We start from the raw sequence: 19697 nt of genomic DNA, 5'->3' as shown, positions 1-19697 counted from the left end.
TATGAGGTGTCGGTGCGTGACGTGCTCGAACACCGGAGTGTCGCGGAGCTTGCGGGCCGGTTGTCGGGGCAGACGGCGGGTGAGTCGCTGATCGCGGCCGTCGAGCCGTTTGCGCTGATCAGCGCCGAGGACCGGGCCGCGCTGCCCGAGGACGTCGTGGACGCCTACCCGTTGTCGCAAATTCAGACCGGCATGCTCGTCGAGATGCTGGCCACCCGCGACACGGCCAGGAACGTCTACCACAACATCAACTCCTTCCGGATTCCCGACGAGCGCGGATTCTCCCTGCCGGCTCTGCAGGAGGCCGTGGACACCGTGGCCCGGCGCCACGACATCCTGCGGACGTCGATGCACCTGAGCGGCTACGCGCAGCCGCTGCAGCTGGTCCACGCCACGGTCGCGCTCCCGGTCGCCGTGTACGACTGGCGTGGACACGACGCCGGGGAGCTCGAGCGCCTGCGCCGCGAGTACACCGATGCGGAGTGGGCCACCGGATTCGACCTGGCCATCGCTCCGTTGATGCGGTTCTGCGCGCACCTCGAAGAGGACGAGGCGTGGCGCCTCACCATCAGCCACTCCCACGCGGTCACCGAAGGCTGGACCCTCAACACCCTGATGATGGAGATCGTGGAGTGCTACCGGCATCTCCGCGACGGTCGTGAACTGCCCGCCCACCAGGCGCCGTCGGTGCGCTACGCCGACTACGTGGCCGCCGAGCTGACATCGCTCGGCGATCCGGTGGACCGCGCGTTCTGGCAGGACGTCGTGGCCGGACACGCCCCGCTGCACCTCCCCGCCACCTGGGCCGACGACAACGGCAAGGCGGAGGAGCGGTACTGGCTCCAAGTCCCCTTCGGTGACTGGGAGGAGGGGCTGCGGCGGTTGGCCGGTCAGGCGAAGGCGTCGTTGAAGAGTGTGCTGTTGGCGGCGCATCTGAAGGTGCTGAGCACGCTCACGCCCGAGGACGCGTTCCACACGGGTGTGGTCTACCACGGCCGCTTGGAGGTCCCCGACGCCGAGCGCGTGCTGGGCATGCACCTGAACACCGTGCCGTTCCCGGCGGTCCGTCCGGCCGGCACGTGGCGCCGGCTGGTCGAGCAGGTGTACGCGCAGGAAGCCGAGATCTGGGAGCACCGCCGCTACCCGCTGCCCGCCATCCAGCGGGACGCAGGCAGCAACCAGCGCCTGATCACCACGATGTTCGACCACCAGAACTTCCACCAGGTCGACGCAGACACCGTGGACGTGGCGTCGACGGAGAACGCCGGCGGCAACGAGTTCGCCCTCAGCGTCATCGCCGCGGGCGGGATGCTCAACCTCGGTACGACGACAGCCGTGATGAGCCGCGCCGACCTGGAGCGCCTCGCCTCCATGTACCGCGCGGTGCTGGCGGCCATGGCCACGGACCCCACGGGGGACGCGTCCGCGGCGTGCCTTCCGCAGGGCGAGCTCGACCGTCTGCTCGACGAGTGGAACGCCACGGAGGAGTTCCCGGTCGACGCCTGTGTCCACGAGGTGTTCGCGGCGCAGGCGGCCCGGACCCCGGAGAGCGTCGCGGTCATGTGCGGGGAGCGTTCGCTGACCTATCGGGAGGTGAACGAGCGGGCGAATCGTCTGGCGCATCATCTGCGTGAGCTGGGTGCGGGTCCGGAGGTCTTGGTCGGAGTCTCGCTGGAGCGGGGCCTTGAGCTGATCCCGACGCTGTTGGGCGTGCTGAAGTCCGGGGCGGCGTATCTGCCGCTCGACCCGGTGAACCCGGACGAGCGGCTGGCGCATATCGCTGGGGATGCGGGCGCCCTGGTCGTGATCACCCAGACGAGCCTCGCCGACCGTGTGGGCGGTTTCTTCGACGGCGACCTGGTGGTCATCGACGGTGAGCGGGATGCCGCCGTCATCGCGGCCCGGCCGGCCACCGACCCGGTTCCGGTGGGTGGTTCGGAGCATCTCATCTACGTGATCTACACGTCTGGTTCGACGGGTAAGCCGAAGGGCGTGAGCCTGACGCATGCCAATGTGCTGCGGCTGTTCGCCAGTGCGCAGGAGCATTACGGGTTTGGCGAGCGTGATGTGTGGCCGTTGTTCCACTCGTATGCGTTCGATGTGTCGGTGTGGGAGATGTGGGGTGCGTTGCTGCATGGTGGGCGGCTGGTGGTGGTGCCTGCGGCGGTGACGCGTTCGCCGGAGGAGTTCCTGGATGTGCTGGTGGGGTCGGGGGCGACGGTGTTGTGTCAGACGCCGTCGGCGTTCCGTTCGTTGTCGGCTCTGGCGGGTGCGGGTGATCCGCGGGTCGGGGAGCTGGCCCTGCGTGCGGTGGTTTTCGCGGGTGAGCGGCTTGAGCTGAGTGAGTTGCGGCCTTGGACGGACGTGATGGGGTATGAGCGTCCGGCGCTGGTGAACATGTACGGCATCACCGAGACGACGGTGCACTCGACGTTTCATCGGGTGACCGAGGCGGATGTTGGCCGGTCGGATCGTAATCCGGTGGGTGTGGCGCTGTCGGACACGGCGATTCATCTGCTGGATGGGCAGGGCCGGCTGGTGCCGGTGGGTGTGCCGGGTGAGATGTATGTGGGTGGTCCGGCTGTTGCGCGGGGGTATTTGGAGCGGCCTTCGTTGACGGCGGAGCGGTTCGTGCCGGATCCGTTCGGTCCGGCGGGTGCGCGGATGTATCGCAGTGGTGACCAGGCGCGGCGTCTGGCGGATGGTTCGCTGGATTTCCTGGGGCGTATCGACAAGCAGGTCAAGGTCCGTGGTTACCGGATCGAGCTCGGTGAGATCGAGGCCGCGCTGCGTGATCACCCGGCCGTCGACGACGCGGTGGTGGTCGCCCGGGAGGGCCAGGGCGGCGAGAAGTCCCTGGTGGCCTATGTGGTCACCGCTCTGGGCGTGGAGGCGGAGGGACTACGCGTCCACCTCGGCGCGAGCCTGCCGGACTACATGATCCCCGCTGCCTATGTGCCGCTGGACGCGATCCCGCTGACGCCGAACGGCAAGCTGGATCACCGCGCCCTCCCGGCCCCGGACGCCACCGCGTTCTCGGCGAGCCGGTACGTGGCCCCCCGCACTCCCGTGGAGGAACGTCTCGCCGCGATCTGGGCGGAAGTCCTCGGCCTTGAGCGGGTGAGTATCGAGGACAGCTTCTTCGACCTCGGCGGCGACTCCATCCGTGCCGTGCGCCTGGTCGGCGGGATGCGGGCGGCCGGCTACGAGGTGTCGGTGCGCGATGTGTTCGAGTACCGCAGCATCGCGGAGCTCGCGGGCCGGCTCTCGGGGCAGACGGCGGGTGAGTCGCTGATCGCGGCGGTCGAGCCGTTCGCGCTGATCAGTGACGAGGACCGGGCCGCGCTGCCCGAGGGCGTCGTGGACGCCTACCCGCTGTCCCAGCTCCAGACCGGCATGCTCGTCGAGATGCTCAAGGCCGGTGAGCTGCACACCTACCACAACCTCACGTCGTTCCGGATTCCCGACGAGGCCGAGTTCTCCCTGCCGGCGCTGCGCCGGGCCGTGGAGATCGTGGTGCAGCGTCACGACATGCTGCGGACGTCGATGCATCTGAGCGGCTACTCGCAGCCGCTGCAACTGGTGCACGCCACGGCCGATGTGCCGGTCACGATGCATGACTGGCGTGGGCTGGACGCCGAGGAACTCGACCGCGCCCGGCGTTCCTACGCCGAGCAGGAGTGGGCGGCCGGCTTCGACCTGGCCACCGCACCGCTGATGCGGCTCTCCGTGCAGCTCGAAGAAGAGGGAGCCTGGCGGCTCACCATCAGCCACTGCCACGCGATCACCGAGGGCTGGAGCTACCACTCCATGCTGATGGAGATCCAGACCTGCTATCGGCAGATCCGCGACGGACAGGAGCCGGCTGCCGTCGAGCCCCTCGCCGTGCGCTACGCGGACTTCGTCGCCGCCGAGCTGACGTCGCTGGCCGATCCCGAGGACCGCGCGTTCTGGCAGGACGTCGTGGCCGGGCACGCACCGCTCCGGCTTCCGGACACCTGGGCCGACGAGTGCGGCACCGCCGCCGAATACCACCGGCAGTACGTCCCCTACCACGATGTGGAGGAGGGGCTGCGGCGGTTGGCCGGTCAGGCGAAGGCGTCGTTGAAGAGTGTGCTGCTGGCGGCGCATCTGAAGGTGCTGAGCACGCTCACGCCCGAGGACGCTTTCCACACCGGCGTGGTCTACCACGGCCGTCTGGAGGCCCCGGACGCCGAGCGCGTGCTCGGCATGCACCTCAACTCCCTCCCGTTCCCGGCGGTACGTCCCACGGGCACGTGGCGTCGGCTGGTGGAGCAGGTGTACGCGCAGGAAGCCGAGATCTGGACGCACCGCCGCTACCCGCTCCCCGCCATCCAGCGGGACCTGGGTGAAGGCGAGCGGCTGCTCTCGGTGCTGTTCGAGCACCAGAACTTCCACCAGGTCGACGAGGACGACGTGGACGTCGACGCCACGCTGAACTCCTCCCCGAACGAGTTCGCCCTCAGCGCGGTGGCGCGCGGCGGCCACATCAACCTCGGCACGTCGACCGACGTGATCAGCCGGGCGAACCTGGCGCGCCTCGCCTCGATGTACCGCTCCGTGCTGGAGGCCATGGCCGCCGATCCCGCGGGAGACGCGTCCGCGGCATGCCTCCCGGACACCGAGTTCGAGCGGCTGACCAAGGAGTGGAACGCCACGACCGAATTCCCGGTCGAGGACAGCGTCCACGGGGTGTTCTCCCGGCAGGCGGCCCGGACGCCGGACAGCGTCGCGCTGGTGTGCGGTGACCGTGCACTGACTTACGCGGAGGTGAACGAGCGGGCCAACCGGCTCGCCCACCACCTTCGGGCGCTGGGGGCCGGCCCGGAGACGCTGGTCGGTGTCTCGCTCGACCGCGGCATCGATCTGGTGCCGACGCTCCTCGGCATCCTCAAGTCCGGTGCCGCATATGTGCCGCTCGACCCGGTGAACCCGGACGACCGGCTGGCGTACATCGTCGATGACGCCGCCGCGCCGATCGTGGTGACCCACTCCGATCTCGTGGACCGGGTGGCCGGGTACTTCGACGGCGAGCTGGTGGTCGTCGACGGCGAGCGGGACGCGGCGGCGATAGCGGCCCGCCCGGCCGGCGACCCGGTGGAGACCAGCGGGCCGGACAGCCAGGTCTACGTCATCTACACCTCGGGATCGACGGGCAGGCCCAAGGGCGTGAGCCTGACCCACGCCAACGTGCTGCGTCACTTCACCGCCACCGGCGACCAGCTCGGATTCTCCGGCTCCGACGTGGTGACCCAGTCCCACTCCTATGCGTTCGACGTGTCGGTCTGGGAGATGTGGGGCGCTCTGCTGCACGGCGGCCGACTGGTGGTCGTCCCGACCGAGATCAGCCGCTCCCCCCGTGACTTCCTGGACCTGCTGGTCGAGGAGGGCGTCACGGTGCTGCTGCAGACCCCGACGGCCTTCCGGGCCCTGGCCGCCATGGCCGGCGACGGCGACCCGCGCTTCGACCGGCTGGACCTGCGGCTGGTGTGCTTCGGCGGCGAGAAGGTCGAACTCTCCGAGCTGCAGCCGTGGGTGGAGCGCCTGGGCCTCGACCGGCCCGCACTGCTGAACCTGTACGGGCCGACCGAGACGACCATGCACGCCGCATACCGTCGCCTCACCACCGAGGACTTCGGCCGCCCCGGACGGAGCAACATCGGCGAGCCCCTGCGCGACCTGCGGATGCACCTCCTGGACGCGGTCGGCCGACTGGTGCCGGTCGGCGTTCCGGGTGAGATCCACGTGGGCGGACCGAGCCTCGCGCGCGGCTACCTCGGCCGTGCGGGACTGACGGCCGAGCGGTTCGTCCCCGACCCCTTCGGCCCCGCCGGAGGGCGGCTGTACCGCACCGGTGACCTGGCGCGGCGTCTGCCGGACGGTTCGCTGGACTTCCTCGGCCGGGTCGACAGCCAGGTCAAGGTCCGCGGTTATCGCATCGAGCTGGGCGAGATCGAGGCCGCGCTGCGCACCCACCACGCCGTGCGGGACGCCGTGGTGGTCGCCCGTGCGGACGAGGCGGGGGACAAGTCCCTCATCGCCTACGTCGTACCCGTCGTACCCGACGTACCCGACGGAGCCGTCGACGCGGAGCAGATCCGCACGCACCTGATCACCGGCCTGCCGGACTACATGGTTCCGGTCGCCTATGTGACGCTGGACGCGATCCCGCTGACCAGTAACGGCAAGCTGGATCACCGTGCGCTGCCGGCCCCCGACGCGAGCGCGTTCTCGGCCGGCCGGTACGTGGCGCCGCGTACCCCGCTCGAGGAGCGGCTGGCCGCCATCTGGGCGGAGGTGCTCGATGCCCGTCAGGTCGGTGTCGAGGACAGCTTCTTCGACCTCGGCGGCGACTCGATCCGGGCCGTGCGCCTGGTCGGTGCACTGCGCGCGGCGGGCTACGAGGTGTCGGTGCGCGATGTCTTCGAGTTCCGCAGCATCGCGGAGCTTGCGGGCCGGTTGTCGGGGCAGACGGCGGGTGAGTCGCTGATCGCGGCGGTCGAGCCGTTCGCGCTGATCGGCGAGCAGGACCGGGCCGCGCTGCCCGAGGACGTCGTGGACGCCTACCCGTTGTCGCAGCTCCAGACCGGCATGCTCGTCGAGATGCTCGCCGCCGGATCAGCGGGCGGAAACCTCTACCACAACATCAACTCCTTCCGGATTCCCGACGGGGCCGAGTTCTCCCTGCCGGCGCTGTGCCAGGTCGTGGAGGTCGTGGTCGGGCGTCACGACATGCTGCGGACGTCGATGCATCTGAGCGGCTACTCGCAGCCGCTGCAGCTGGTGCACGCGACGGCCGATGTGCCGGTCACGATGCATGACTGGCGTGGGCTGGATGCCGAGGAACTCGACCGCGCCCGGCGTTCCTACGCCGAGCAGGAGTGGGCGGCCGGCTTCGACCTGGCGAGCGCACCGCTGCTGCGCATCTCCGCGCACGTGGAGGAGGACGGGGCCTGGCGGCTCACCCTCAGCAACTGCCATGCGGTGTCCGAAGGTTGGACGCTCAACACCCTGATGATGGAGATCGTGGAGTGCTACCGGCATCTCCGCGACGGCCGCGAACTCCCCTCCTACCAGGCGCCGTTGGTGCGGTACACGGACTTCGTCGCGGCCGAGCTGAAGTCGCTCGCCGACTCCGAGGATCGCGCCTACTGGCAGGACGTCACCGCCGGTCACGTTCCCTTCGAGCTCCCCTCCACCTGGGCTGCCGAAGACGGCAAGGCGGAGGAGGGGCACGGCGCCCGCATCTCGTTCGCGGACCTTGAGGAGGGTCTGCGGCGGCTGGCCGGTGGGGCGAAGGCGTCGTTGAAGAGTGTGCTGCTGGCGGCGCATCTGAAGGTGCTGAGCACGCTGACGCCCGAGGACGCGTTCCACACGGGTGTGGTCTACCACGGCCGTCTGGAGGCCCCGGACGCCGAGCGCGTGCTGGGCATGCACCTGAACACCGTGCCGTTCCCGGCGGTCCGTCCGGCGGGTACGTGGCGTCGGCTGGTGGAGCAGGTGTACGCGCAGGAAGCCGAGATCTGGGAGCACCGCCGCTATCCGCTGCCCGCCATCCAGCGGGACGCGGGCAGCAACCAGCGCCTGATCACCACGCTCTTCGACCACCAGGACTTCTACCAGGTCGACGCCGAGGCGGTGGACACCGACGGCGGCCTGAACGAAGGCCGTAACGAGGCCGCGCTCAGTGTCGTGGCATCGGGCAGGCACATCCAGCTGGCCAGCAGCGCCGACGCGGTCAGCCGGGACAATCTGGAACGCCTCGCCTCCATGTACCGCGCGGTGCTGGAGGCGATGGCCGCCGACCTCGACGGCAGCGCCACCGCGCCCTGCCTGCCGAAGGACGAGCGAGCCCGGCTGCTGACCGAGTGGAACAGCACCGTCGAGGAGCCCGTCGACGGCTTCGTCCACGGCGTCTTCGCCGACCGAGCCGCCTCGGCACCGGACGCCGTCGCGGTGACCTTCGGCGCGACGGAGCTCACCTACGGGCAGGTCAACGAGCGAGCCAACCGACTCGCCCGTCACCTGCGCCAGCTCGGAGCGGGGCCGGACACGTTGATCGGTGTCTCGCTCGAGCGGGACATCGACCTCGTACCCACGCTGCTCGGCGTCCTCAAGTCCGGCGCGGCCTATGTGCCGCTCGACCCGACCAACCCGGTCGACCGCCTGGCGTACATCCTCGACGACGCGGACACCCCGATCCTGATCACCAGGGCCGAGCACGTGCCCACGTTCGCCGACATCTACGGCGGCGAACTGGTCCTCCTCGACGCCGACGACGACCGCGACGCGATCGACGCCCAGCCCGCCGACGACCCGACCCCGGTCGGCACGCCCGACAACCTGATGTACGTCATCTACACCTCGGGCTCCACGGGGAAGCCGAAGGGCGTCACGCTGACCCATGCGAACGTCCTGCGCATGTTCGCGGCCATCAGCCGGCAGATGAACTTCACCAGCGACGACGTCGTCACACAGTCGCACTCCTATGCCTTCGACTTCTCCGTGTGGGAGATGTGGGGCGCACTGCTGCACGGCGGCCGACTGGTGATCGTTCCGCCGGAGGTCAGCCGTTCCCCCGAGGACCTTCTCGACCTGCTCGTCTCCCAGCAGGTCACCGTCCTGTGCCAGATCCCCTCGGCGTTCCGCGCCCTCGCGGCCATGGCCGGCGAGGCGGACACCCGGATCGACCGGCTCGCCCTGCGCGCCATCGTGTTCGGTGGCGAGAAGCTGGAGATCACCGAGCTGCGGCCGTGGGTCGCGAGGACCGGGCTGGACCGGACGGCGCTGGTCAACCTGTACGGCCCGACCGAGATCACGGTGCACTGCACCTTCCACGAACTCGTCGCGGACGATTTCGAGCACCCGTCCAGGAGCCACCTCGGCCGGCGGATCGCCGACCTGAGCATCCATGTGCTGGACGCCCGGCAGCAGCTGGTGCCCGTGGGAGTACCGGGTGAGATCTACGTGGGAGGCCCCGGCCTCGCGCGCGGTTACCTCGGCCGTGCAGGGCTGACGGCCGAGCGGTTCGTCCCCGACCCCTTCGGCCCCGTCGGCGCACGGCTGTACCGCACCGGTGACCTGGTGCGGCGTCTGCCGGACGGTTCGCTGGACTTCCTCGGCCGGGTCGACAGCCAGGTCAAGGTCCGCGGTTATCGCATCGAGCTGGGCGAGATCGAGGCCGCGCTGCGCACCCACCCGGAGGTCCGCGAGGTCGTTGTCACCGCTCCGGCCACGGAGAGCGGCGAGAAGTCCCTGGTCGCCTATGTGGTCGGCGACGACGGCGACGACGCGGCTCCCTCGGCCGGCCGGCTGCGCGAGCACCTGAGCGCCACGCTGCCCGCCTACATGATTCCCTCGGCCTTCGTCAGCCTCGACGCCATCCCTCTGATCAGCGGCGGAAAGATCAACTATCGGGCGCTGCCGGAGCCCGACCGCGCGGCCTTCGAGGCCGGCCGGTACGTGGCACCGCAGACCCCCGTCGAAGAGCGGCTGGCCGCGATCTGGTCGGAGGTGCTCGGTGTCCGCCAGGTCAGCGTCGAGGACAGCTTCTTCGACCTCGGCGGCGATTCCCTCCGCGCCGTACGCCTCGTCGGCGCGATGCGCACCGTCGGGTACGACGTGTCGATCCCGGACGTCTTCGAGTACCGCACCATCGCCGCCCTGGCGGCTCAGATGGCCGGTCATGAGGCGGGCCGGTCGCTGATCGAAGCGGTGTCCCCGTTCGCTCTGATCAGCGACGAGGACCGCGCGGCGCTCCCGGCGGGCGTGGTCGACGCCTACCCGCTGTCACAGATCCAGACCGGCATGCTGGCCGAAACCATGGCTGCCGAGCCCGGCGGCAGGGCCGTCTACCACAACCTCAACTCCTTCAGGATCCGCGACGACCAGCCGTTCTCGCTGACCGCTCTGGAGGAAGCGGTGGGCATCGTGGTCCGCCGGCACGACATCCTGCGCACGTCGATGCACCTGAGCGGCTACTCCCAGCCCATGCAACTGGTCCACGAAGCGGCCGACCATCCGGTCACCCTTGAGGATCTGCGCGGCCTGGACGCTCAGGAACAGGAGCGCCTGAAAAGGGAGTTCGTCGCCCGGCAGCACGCGGTCGTCTTCGACCTGACCACGGCGCCTCTGCTGCACATATCCGCTCTCATCGACTCCGACGAGGCGTGGCGACTCAACTTCACCTATCACCACGCCATTTCGGAGGGGTGGAGCTACAACGCCCTGATGATGGAGGTCGTGGAGTGCTATCAGCACCTGCGTGACGGTCGTGAGCTGCCCGAGTATGTGGCGCCTTCGGTGCGTTATGCCGATTTCGTCGCGGCGGAGCTGGAGTCGCTGGGCAGTGAGGTCGACCGGTCGTTCTGGCGGGGTGTGGTGGAGGAGCATGCTCCGTTGCGGCTTCCCGCGGAGTGGGCGGGGGCGGAGGAGGGTGCGCCGGAGCGTCATGGTGTGCAGGTGCCGTTCGCGGATCTCGAGGACGGGTTGCGTGGGCTGGCGCTGAAGGCGAACACGTCGCTCAAGAGTGTGCTGTTGGCGGCTCATCTGAAGGTGATGAGCTCGCTGACGAGTGAGGATGCGTTCCATACGGGTGTGGTGTTCCACGGTCGGCTGGAGGCTCCGGGTGCCGATCGGGTGCTGGGTATGCACTTGAACACGGTTCCGTTCCCGGCGGTCCGTCCGGCGGGTACGTGGCGTCGGCTGGTGGAGCAGGTGTACGCGCAGGAAGTCGAGATCTGGGCGCACAGGCGACACCCGCTGCCCGCCATCCAGCGTGCGTCCGGCAACTCCCGCCATCTGCTCTCCGTCCTGTTCGAGTACCTCGACTTCCACCACGTCGACAGGGACAAGGTGGATGTCGCCCAGGGCCTGAACGACGGAATCAATGAGTTCGCCATGAACGTGATTCCTACCGGCGGCAACATCAACCTGGGTACGACGACGGATGTGATCGGCCGGAGTGGTCTGGCGAGGCTTGCGTCGATGTATCGGTCGGTGTTGGAGGCGATGGCTGCGGATGCTGAGGGGGATGCGTCGGTGGCGTGTCTTGCCGAGGGTTCGTGGGGTCGTGGGGAGGGTGAGGTCGTCGAGTGGTCGGGCGACAGCGCGCTGGAGTTGTTCGGGGCTCGGGCGTTGTCGGCTCCCGATTCCGTTGCTGTGGTGTTCGGTGATGAGCGGGTGACGTTCGGGGAGTTGGAGGAGCGGTCGAACCGGCTGGCGCATCATCTGCGTGGGCTGGGTGTGGGTGCTGGTTCGGTGGTGGGCGTGTGCCTGGACCGTGGTCCGGGTGTGCTGGTGGCGATGCTGGCGGTGTGGAAGACCGGCGCGGGGTATGTGCCGGTGGATCCGGGGCTGCCGGAAGAGCGCCGTGCCTACATGCTCACGGATGCCGGAGTGTCGGTCCTGGTCACTGAATCCGGCGTGGGGGCTGCGGAGTTCGACGGCCATCGGGTGCTGCTGGATGCGGACGCTGAGGCGATTGCCGGTGAGTCGGCCGGGTCGTTGGGTGTGCGGCCGGGTGCTGGTGAGCTGGCGTATGTGCTGTACACGTCCGGTTCGACGGGCCGGCCGAAGGGTGTGATGGTCCCTCACCGGGCTCTGCACAACCTGTTGATGTCGATGGCGGGTGTCGCCGGTAGTGATGCCCGGAGTGTGTGGCTGGCGTCGACGTCGATCTCGTTCGACATTTCGGGGCTGGAGCTGTTCCTGCCGCTGATCAGCGGCGGGCGTGTGGTCATGGCGTCGGCTGGCGAGGTCAAGGACGCCGAGGCGCTCGTAGAGCTGATCGGCGCGAACGGGGTCACGCATGTGCAGTTGACGCCGTCGGGCTGGCGGCTGTTGCTCGCGGCCGGGTTCGCCGATGAAGCGGTGACGGCGCTGGTGGGTGGCGAGGCGTGCTCGCCGGAGCTGGCATGTGAGCTCCGCGCGAAGACCCGGCGTCTGGTGAATGTGTACGGTCCGACGGAGACCACGATCTGGTCGACGTGCTGGGAGGTGCCCGAGGAGACCGAGTCGGTCTCGATCGGGGGGCCGCTGGCCAACACCGACCTGTATGTCCTGGATTCCAACGGCCGGCCGGTGGCCGATGGCGTCAGTGGTGAGCTGTTCATCGGCGGTGCGGGTCTGGCACGCGGCTATATGGGGCGCGCGGGTCTGACGGCGGAGCGGTTCGTCCCCGATCCGTTCGGCCCGGCCGGTTCCCGGCTGTACCGCACCGGCGACCTGGTACAGCGCCGGCAGGACGGCTCGCTGGACTACCTCGGCCGTATCGACAGCCAGGTGAAGGTGCGTGGTTACCGGATCGAGCTGGGTGAGATCGAGACCGTCCTGCGGGCCCATGACGCGGTGCGGGACACCGTGGTCTCCGCCCGTGAGGACCACGTGGGCGACAAGACCCTGGTCGCCTACGTGGTCGCCGACGACGCGATCGACACGGCCGACCTGCGGCGTCACCTCGGGACCACGCTGCCGGAGTACATGGTCCCGGCGGCGTTCGTGGCCATCGACCGGATCCCGCTGACCAACAGCGGAAAGGTCGACCACCGCGCTCTCCCCGCACCCGAGGCGGAGATGTTCTCGGCGAGCCGGTACGTGGCGCCGCGCACCCCGCTGGAGGAACGGCTGGCCGCCATCTGGTCCGACGTCCTGGGCGTGGAACAGGTCGGTGTCGAGGACAGCTTCTTCGACCTCGGCGGCGACTCCATCCGAGCCGTACGCCTCGTCGGCGGAATGCGTGCGGCCGGGTATGAGGTGTCGGTGCGCGATGTCTTCGAGTTCCGGAGCATCGCGGAGCTTGCGGGACGGTTGTCGGGGCAGACGGCGGGTGAGTCGCTGATCGCGGCGGTCGAGCCGTTTGCGCTGATCAGCGCCGAGGACCGGGCCGCGCTGCCCGAGGACGTCGTGGACGCCTATCCGCTGTCGCAGATCCAGACCGGCATGCTCGTGGAAATGCTGGCCACCCTTGACAGGGGTGAGGACCAGGTCGCCTACCACAACATCAACTCGTTCCGTATTCCGGATGCGCGGCCCTTCTCGGCCGAGGCCTTGCGGGCAGCGGTGGACGTGGTGGCGAGCCGCCACGATGTCCTGCGCACGTCGATGCACCTGAGCGGATACTCGCAGCCGCTGCAACTCGTACACGCCGACGCCGAACTGTCGCTGGCCGTCCGGGACCTGCGCGAGCTGCAGGCTGTGAAGCAGCGTGAGGCACTCCGCGCATTCGCCTACGAGGAGTGCGCCGCGCCGTCGGACCTGACGAGCACGTCCTTGATGAGGCTCGCCGTACACCTGGAGTCGAATGAGACGTGGCGGCTGACCTTCAGCTACAACCACGCCATCGCCGAGGGCTGGACCATCAACACCCTGGCGATGGAGATCGTGGAGTGCTATCAGCACCTGCGTGACGGTCGTGAGCTGCCCGAGTATGTGGCGCCTTCGGTGCGTTATGCCGACTTCGTCGCGGCGGAGTTGGAGTCGCTGAGCAGTGACGGCGACCGCTCCTTCTGGCGGGGCGTGGTCGATGAGCACGCTCCCTTGCGGATTCCGGCGGCCTGGTCGGAGGGCGCCGACTCCCTGCGCGAGCGAATCGGCACCGAAGTGCCGTTCGCGGATCTTGAGGAGGGGTTGCGTGGGCTGGCGCTGCGGGCGAACACGTCGCTCAAGAGTGTGCTGTTGGCGGCGCATCTGAAGGTGATGAGCTCGCTGACGAGTGAGGGTGCGTTTCATACGGGTGTGGTGTTCCACGGTCGGCTGGAGGCTCCGGGTGCCGATCGGGTGCTGGGTATGCACTTGAACACGGTGCCGTTCCCGGCGGTCCGTCCGGCGGGTACGTGGCGTCGGCTGGTGGAGCAGGTGTACGCGCAGGAGGCGGAGATCTGGGCGCACCGTCGCTATCCGCTCCCGGCCATCCAGCGTGAGACCGACAGCGGCCGGCGTCTGCTCTCGGTGATGTTCGAGCACCAGAACTTCCACCAGGTCGATGCGGCCACGGTCGGCACCGGGTCCGACGGCCAGGGCGGCGGCACCGACTTCGCACTGAGCGTCGTGACAACGCATGGCGACATCAACCTGGCTACGACGACGGATGTCATCGGCCGGAGTGGTCTGGCGAGGCTTGCGTCGATGTATCGGTCGGTGTTGGAGGCGATGGCTGCGGATGCTGAGGGGGATGCGTCGGCGACGTGTCTTGCCGAGGGTTCGTGGGGCCGGGCGGAGGGTGAGGTCGTCGAGTGGTCGGGCGGCAGCACGCTGGAGTTGTTCGAGGCTCGGGCGGCGTCGGCGCCGGGGTCGCCTGCTGTGGTGTGTGGCGACGAGTGTGTGACGTTCGGGGAGTTGGAGGAGCGGTCGAATCGGCTGGCGCATCATCTGCGTGGGCTGGGTGTGGCTGCTGGTTCGGTGGTGGGTGTGTGCCTGGACCGTGGTCCGGGTGTGCTGGTGGCGATGCTGGCGGTGTGGAAGGCCGGTGCGGGGTATGTGCCGGTGGATCCGGGGCTGCCGGAAGAGCGCCGTGCCTACATGCTCAGTGATGCCGGGGTGTCGGTCCTGGTCACCGAGTCGACTGTGGCCGCGGACGGCTTCGACGGGCATCGGGTGTTGCTGGATGCGGATGCTGCGGTGATCGCTGCGGAGTCGGCCGGGTCGTTGGGCGCGCGGCCGGGCGCCGATGAGCTGGCGTATGTGCTCTACACGTCCGGATCGACCGGCCGCCCCAAGGGCGTGATGATCCCTCACCGGGCCCTGCACAACCTGTTGATGTCGATGGCCGATGTTGCGGGCTGTGACAGTGAGAGCACCTGGCTGGCGTCGACGTCGATCTCGTTCGACATTTCGGGACTGGAGCTGTTCCTGCCGCTGGTGACGGGTGGGCGTGTGGTGATGGCGTCGAGCACTGAGGCCAGGGACGCCGAGGCGCTCGTAGAGCTGATCGGCAGGAACCGGGTCGCGCATGTGCAGTTGACGCCGTCGGGCTGGCGGCTGTTGCTCGCGGCCGGTTTCGCCGATGAAGCGGTGACGGCGCTGGTGGGTGGCGAGGCCTGTTCGCCGGAGCTGGCGGGTGAGCTCCGTGAGAAGACCCGGCGTCTGGTGAATGTGTACGGTCCGACGGAGACCACGATCTGGTCGACGTTCTGGGAGGTGCCCGAGGAGACCGAGACGGTCTCGATCGGGGGGCCGCTGGCCAACACCGACCTGTACGTGCTCGACTCCAACGGCCGGCCGGTGGCCGACGGCGTCAGCGGTGAGCTGTTCATCGGTGGTGTGGGTCTGGCGCGCGGCTACATGGGCCGTGCTGATCTGACGGCGGAGCGGTTCGTGCCGAGCCCGTTCGGTCCCGCGGGCGGACGGCTGTATCGCACCGGCGACCTGGTCCTGCGGTCGCCGGACGGCTCGCTGGACTACCTCGGCCGCATCGACAGCCAGGTCAAGATCCGCGGCTACCGGATCGAGCTGGGTGAGATCGAGACCGTCCTGCGGGCCCACGCGGCGGTGCGGGATGCGGTGGTCTCGGCCCGTGAGGACCAGGCGGGCGACAAGACCCTGGTCGCCTACGTGGTCGCCGACGACGCGATCGACACCGCTGACCTGCGGCGTCACCTGGGGGCCAGCCTGCCGGAGTACATGGTCCCGGCGGCGTTCGTGGCCATCGACCGGATCCCGCTGACCAACAGCGGAAAGGTCGACCACCGTGCCCTGCCCGCGCCGGAAGCGAAGACGTTCTCGGCGCGCCGGCATTACGTGGCGCCCCGCACCCCGCTGGAGGAGCGGCTGGCCGTGATCTGGGCGGAGGTCCTCGGCCTGGAGCAAGTGAGCGTCGACGACAGCTTCTTCGACCTCGGCGGCGACTCCATCCGAGCCGTACGACTCCTGTCAGCGGCTCAGGCGGCCGGAATCCCGCTGTCCATGTGGCTGGTGCTCCAGGCGAGGAGCCTCGGCGAGCTGGCGCAGATGATGGAGAGGGATGAGGACCGCTTCCCGGTTGAGGAAGGGATGCCGCTCCTGCCGGGGCACCTCAAGTGGCCGGACAGTGAATCCTCGGCAGGCCGAACGGTCCGGCTGTCGCTGAATCAGCCGGCTGACGCCGACGCCCTCGAACGGGCACTGCGGGAAGTGGTTCAGCACCATGAGGCGCTCCGTCTTCGGTACGGCAGCCAAGTCCCTGGTGGACGAGCCCAGTTGACCGAGATTTCGGACGAGGCGCTGGTTCGCGTACTCGACCTGGGTACGGTGCCCGCTGATGACCGGTCGGCTGCGATGACCGAGGCGTTGGCTCAGGCGCGTGCCGCTCTTGACGCCGGGCAGGGCTCGGTGATCCGGGGGACACTGGTCCGGTTCGAGGAGGGGACGCCGGGCGAACTGTGGCTCACGGCCCTCGACTCGGCACTCGACCAGTACTCGTGGTCGGTCGTACTCGGTGACCTGAACGTCGCGTACCGGCAGAGCGCTGAAGGGCAGCCGGTGTCCTTGCCGCCCGTGGGCACGCCCCTGCATGCATGGGCGCGCGACCTGGCGGGGCTGGCGTTCTCCGACGAGGTGCTGGATCAGGCCGGTGTGTGGCTGAACAGGCCGGACGCGACTCCCCTGCCCGTCGATCGTGCGCGGGAACATCACACGGACGCCGTCGGCAACAGCGTCACCGCGACCCTGTCGGCCGAGCTGACCGGTGTGCTGCTGAACGACGCCCACCCCGAGCACCTGCTGCTGGGGACGCTGGCGCGGACACTGGCCCGGTGGGCCGGAGCGGAGCGCGTGGCCATCGACGTCACCGTGGACCCGCGTCACGACCCGGACCGTGGTGAGGCCCTGGCCCGTACGGTCGGCCCGCTGACCGACAGCTACCCGGTGTCGCTGCGTGTTCCGGGAAGTGGCGATGCCACTGCCGCTCTGCGGTCAGTGGCGCGGCAACTGCGTACCCTTCCGGAGCCGAGTCATGGATACGGGCTGCTCCGCCATCTGGCGCCCGACGCCGATGTGGCGGAGGAACTGGCCACGCTGTCCGCGCCGGAGGTCGGTTTCACCTTCACCCCGCGGCAGGCGCCGGGCGGTGACTCCACGCTGGCGTTCGTCCCGGATCGGGCCGCATCGGTCGGCGCGCAGGACGCGATGCGCGCGCATCTGCTGGAGGTCGAGGCATACCTCGTCGGGGAACAGCTGTATCTCCAGTGGACCCACAGCACCGCCGTGCACGATCCGCGGACCGTCCAGCGACTGGCCGACGAGCAGGTGGAGGAGCTGAGCGCCGTGCTGCGGCAGGGTGTCGGCACCGTCGGCAAGGGCGCCCGGCGCTCCGGGCCGGCCGCCTTCGAGTCGACCGTGGCCGAGGTGGAGAAGGTGATGGCCGAGCATGAGATCCCGGGTGTGAGCCTTGCTCTGCTCCAGGACGGGCAGGCCGCGGAGGTGAGGAGCTTCGGCGTGGTGAGCGCTGCGGACTCCGAGCCGGTCACCCCGTACACCGTGTTCGCCGCCGGTTCGATCAGCAAGCACGTGACGACGTTCACGGTGCTGCGTCTGGTCTCGGAAGGGAGGCTCGACCTCGACCGGGACCTCAATGAGTACCTGACGTCGTGGCGCATTCCTTCCGCACCCGGTCACCCGGTCACGGCGAGGATGCTTCTGGCGAACCTCGGCGGGTTCGCTCAGCATCCGCCTCTCGCCGACGGGTATCACCGGTTCGATCCGGTGCCGACGCTGCTGGATGTACTGAACGGGCGTCCTCCGGCCAAGACCCCACCGGTCGCGATGGGGGAGACTCCCGGCAAGGTGTTCCAGAAGAGCCTGACCGGTTTCTCCGTACTCCAGCAGGCCATGGTCGACATCACGGGGGAGTCCTACCCCGACCTCGCGCGCCGCTTGGTCTTCGAGCCGCTGGGCATGAACGACAGCAGCTTCGACCCGCGGTTCCCGGACAGCTCCGGGCGCAGGTTCGCGCGTGGCCACGACGAGGTGGGCAGGCAGATGTCCGACGGTTACTACGTCAACCCGGAGGCGGCCGGCGGTGGCCTGTGGACGACGGCCGCCGACCTCGCCGGCTTCGCCGCCGAAGTGCGACGCGGCTATCTGGGGCGGGAGGAGAGCCTCGTCGATACCGGACTGGTGCGGCAGATGCTCACGCCGCAGTCCGATCGTGCCTATGGCTGGAGCACCATCATCGACACCACCAGTGGCGACATGGAGTTCGGCCACGGCGGACAGGCGGCCGGCTACCAGGCGATGACCTGGATGCGTGCGCACTCCGGGCTCGGCCTGGTGATGCTGAGCAACTCGGTGAGCGGCCGGGAACTGGTCAAGCACCTCATCGCCACCGTGCTGGCCGGGGGGCGGACCCGGTTGGCCGGTGTCTGGCAGCGGGCCATCGACGAGGCCGTGCGGCGGGAACAGGGCAACGTCGACGGACCGGGCCGCAACTGATGACGGAGCCCACGGCCGCGACCGAGCAGTCGGTCGCGGCCGGCGGCAATGTGCCGCCGCTGCGCAAGAACGCGGACTTCATCCGGCTGTGGGTGAGCTCCGGGATCTCCCGGCTCGGCACCTCGTTCACGATGGTGGCCTATCCGCTGCTGGCCCTGTGGCACACCGGCTCGGCAAGCGCGACGGGACTGGTGACGTTCGCCGCCGCGCTGCCGAGCTTCCTGGTCCAACTGCCGGCCGGTGCGCTGGTGGACCGGGTGGACCGCCGAAGGGTGATGCTCTGGTGTGACATCGTCGGTCTCCTGGCAGTCGGCGCGGTTGCCGTGGCCGAGGCAGGGGGCTGGTTCTGGCTGCCGGGCCTGATGATCGCGGCCTTCGCCCAGGCCGCACTCGTGTTGGTCTGTCAGCTGGCCGAGCGTGCCATGGTCCGGCATGTCGTGGCTCCGGAACAACTGCCCGAGGCCATGGCGCAGAACGAGGTGCGCGGAGCTGCGATCGGACTGCTCGGTCAGCCGGGCAGCGGTCTGCTGTTCACGCTGGCGAGATGGCTGCCCTTCGCCGTCAACGCGGTCGCGAACGCCTTCGCCGTGGTCCTGCTCGTGCTGCTCAGAAGGAACTTCAAGCCTCCGCACCCCGTCTCGCGGCAGCCTCTTCACGTCGACATCACGGAGGGGCTCCGCTGGCTGTGGCAGCGCAGGTATGCCAGGCGGGTCACCGGTGTGTTCGCCGGGAGCAACCTGGTGTTCCAGGTGCTCCTGCTGGCCGTGATGGTGACCATCCGCAGTGGCGGGCACTCGCCCACCGTCGTCGGCGTCGTGCTCGGTGCGGGCGGGGTCGGCGGGGTGCTGGGAGCGCTCAACGCGCCCTGGGCCACCCGCAGACTGAGCTTCCACCGCTCGATGGTGGCCGGCTTCGCGCTCTGGACGATGCTCATACCACTGGCGGTGGCCACTCGTGATCCGGTGGCGCTCGCCTGCATCCTGGCGGGAATTTCCTATGTGGCAAGCCTATTCAACGTCATCGGGGCCGTGTACCAAATGCGGGTCACGCCGGATGAGCTGCAGGGCCGGGTCAGCGGTGCCAGCAGCTTTCTGCTGTCTGGCGCGAATGCTCTGGGTGCGGTGTCCGGTGGCTATGTGATCGAGTGCTTCGGTGTCACGGCGACCAGCATCGTCGTCGGTGCCTTCGTCCTGTTTCTGACTGTATTGGTGGCTGCGACGCTGACCCCCGCCGAGGGCGGGACGGATGATTCCGGTCACATGCCAAGGTGA

At 69.0% G+C, this 19697-nt stretch carries 2 protein-coding genes (1 of these 2 running past the window's edge); both read left to right on the top strand.

The genetic code is table 11. The features are described 5' to 3' along the window. Window positions 1-18426 carry the 3' portion of a non-ribosomal peptide synthase/polyketide synthase gene (locus P2Q00_RS17255; RefSeq protein WP_275773425.1) on the top strand. Its footprint begins 12657 nt before the window's first position, so 18426 of the gene's 31083 nt are visible here — the last part of the coding sequence; its start codon lies off the left edge, out of view; its stop codon occupies window positions 18424-18426. Continuing rightward, window positions 18426-19697 carry an MFS transporter gene (locus P2Q00_RS17250; RefSeq protein WP_275773424.1) on the top strand — a complete coding sequence of 424 codons (1272 nt, stop codon included), beginning with the start codon at window positions 18426-18428 and terminating at the stop codon, window positions 19695-19697. Before P2Q00_RS17255 ends, P2Q00_RS17250 begins: the two co-directional genes overlap by 1 nt.

This window comes from Streptomyces coacervatus (genome assembly GCF_029223485.1).
Lineage (GTDB): Bacteria > Actinomycetota > Actinomycetes > Streptomycetales > Streptomycetaceae > Streptomyces > Streptomyces coacervatus.
The sequence above is the reverse complement of the archived record's forward strand: the minus strand, read 5'-3'. Positions and strand labels throughout refer to the sequence as shown.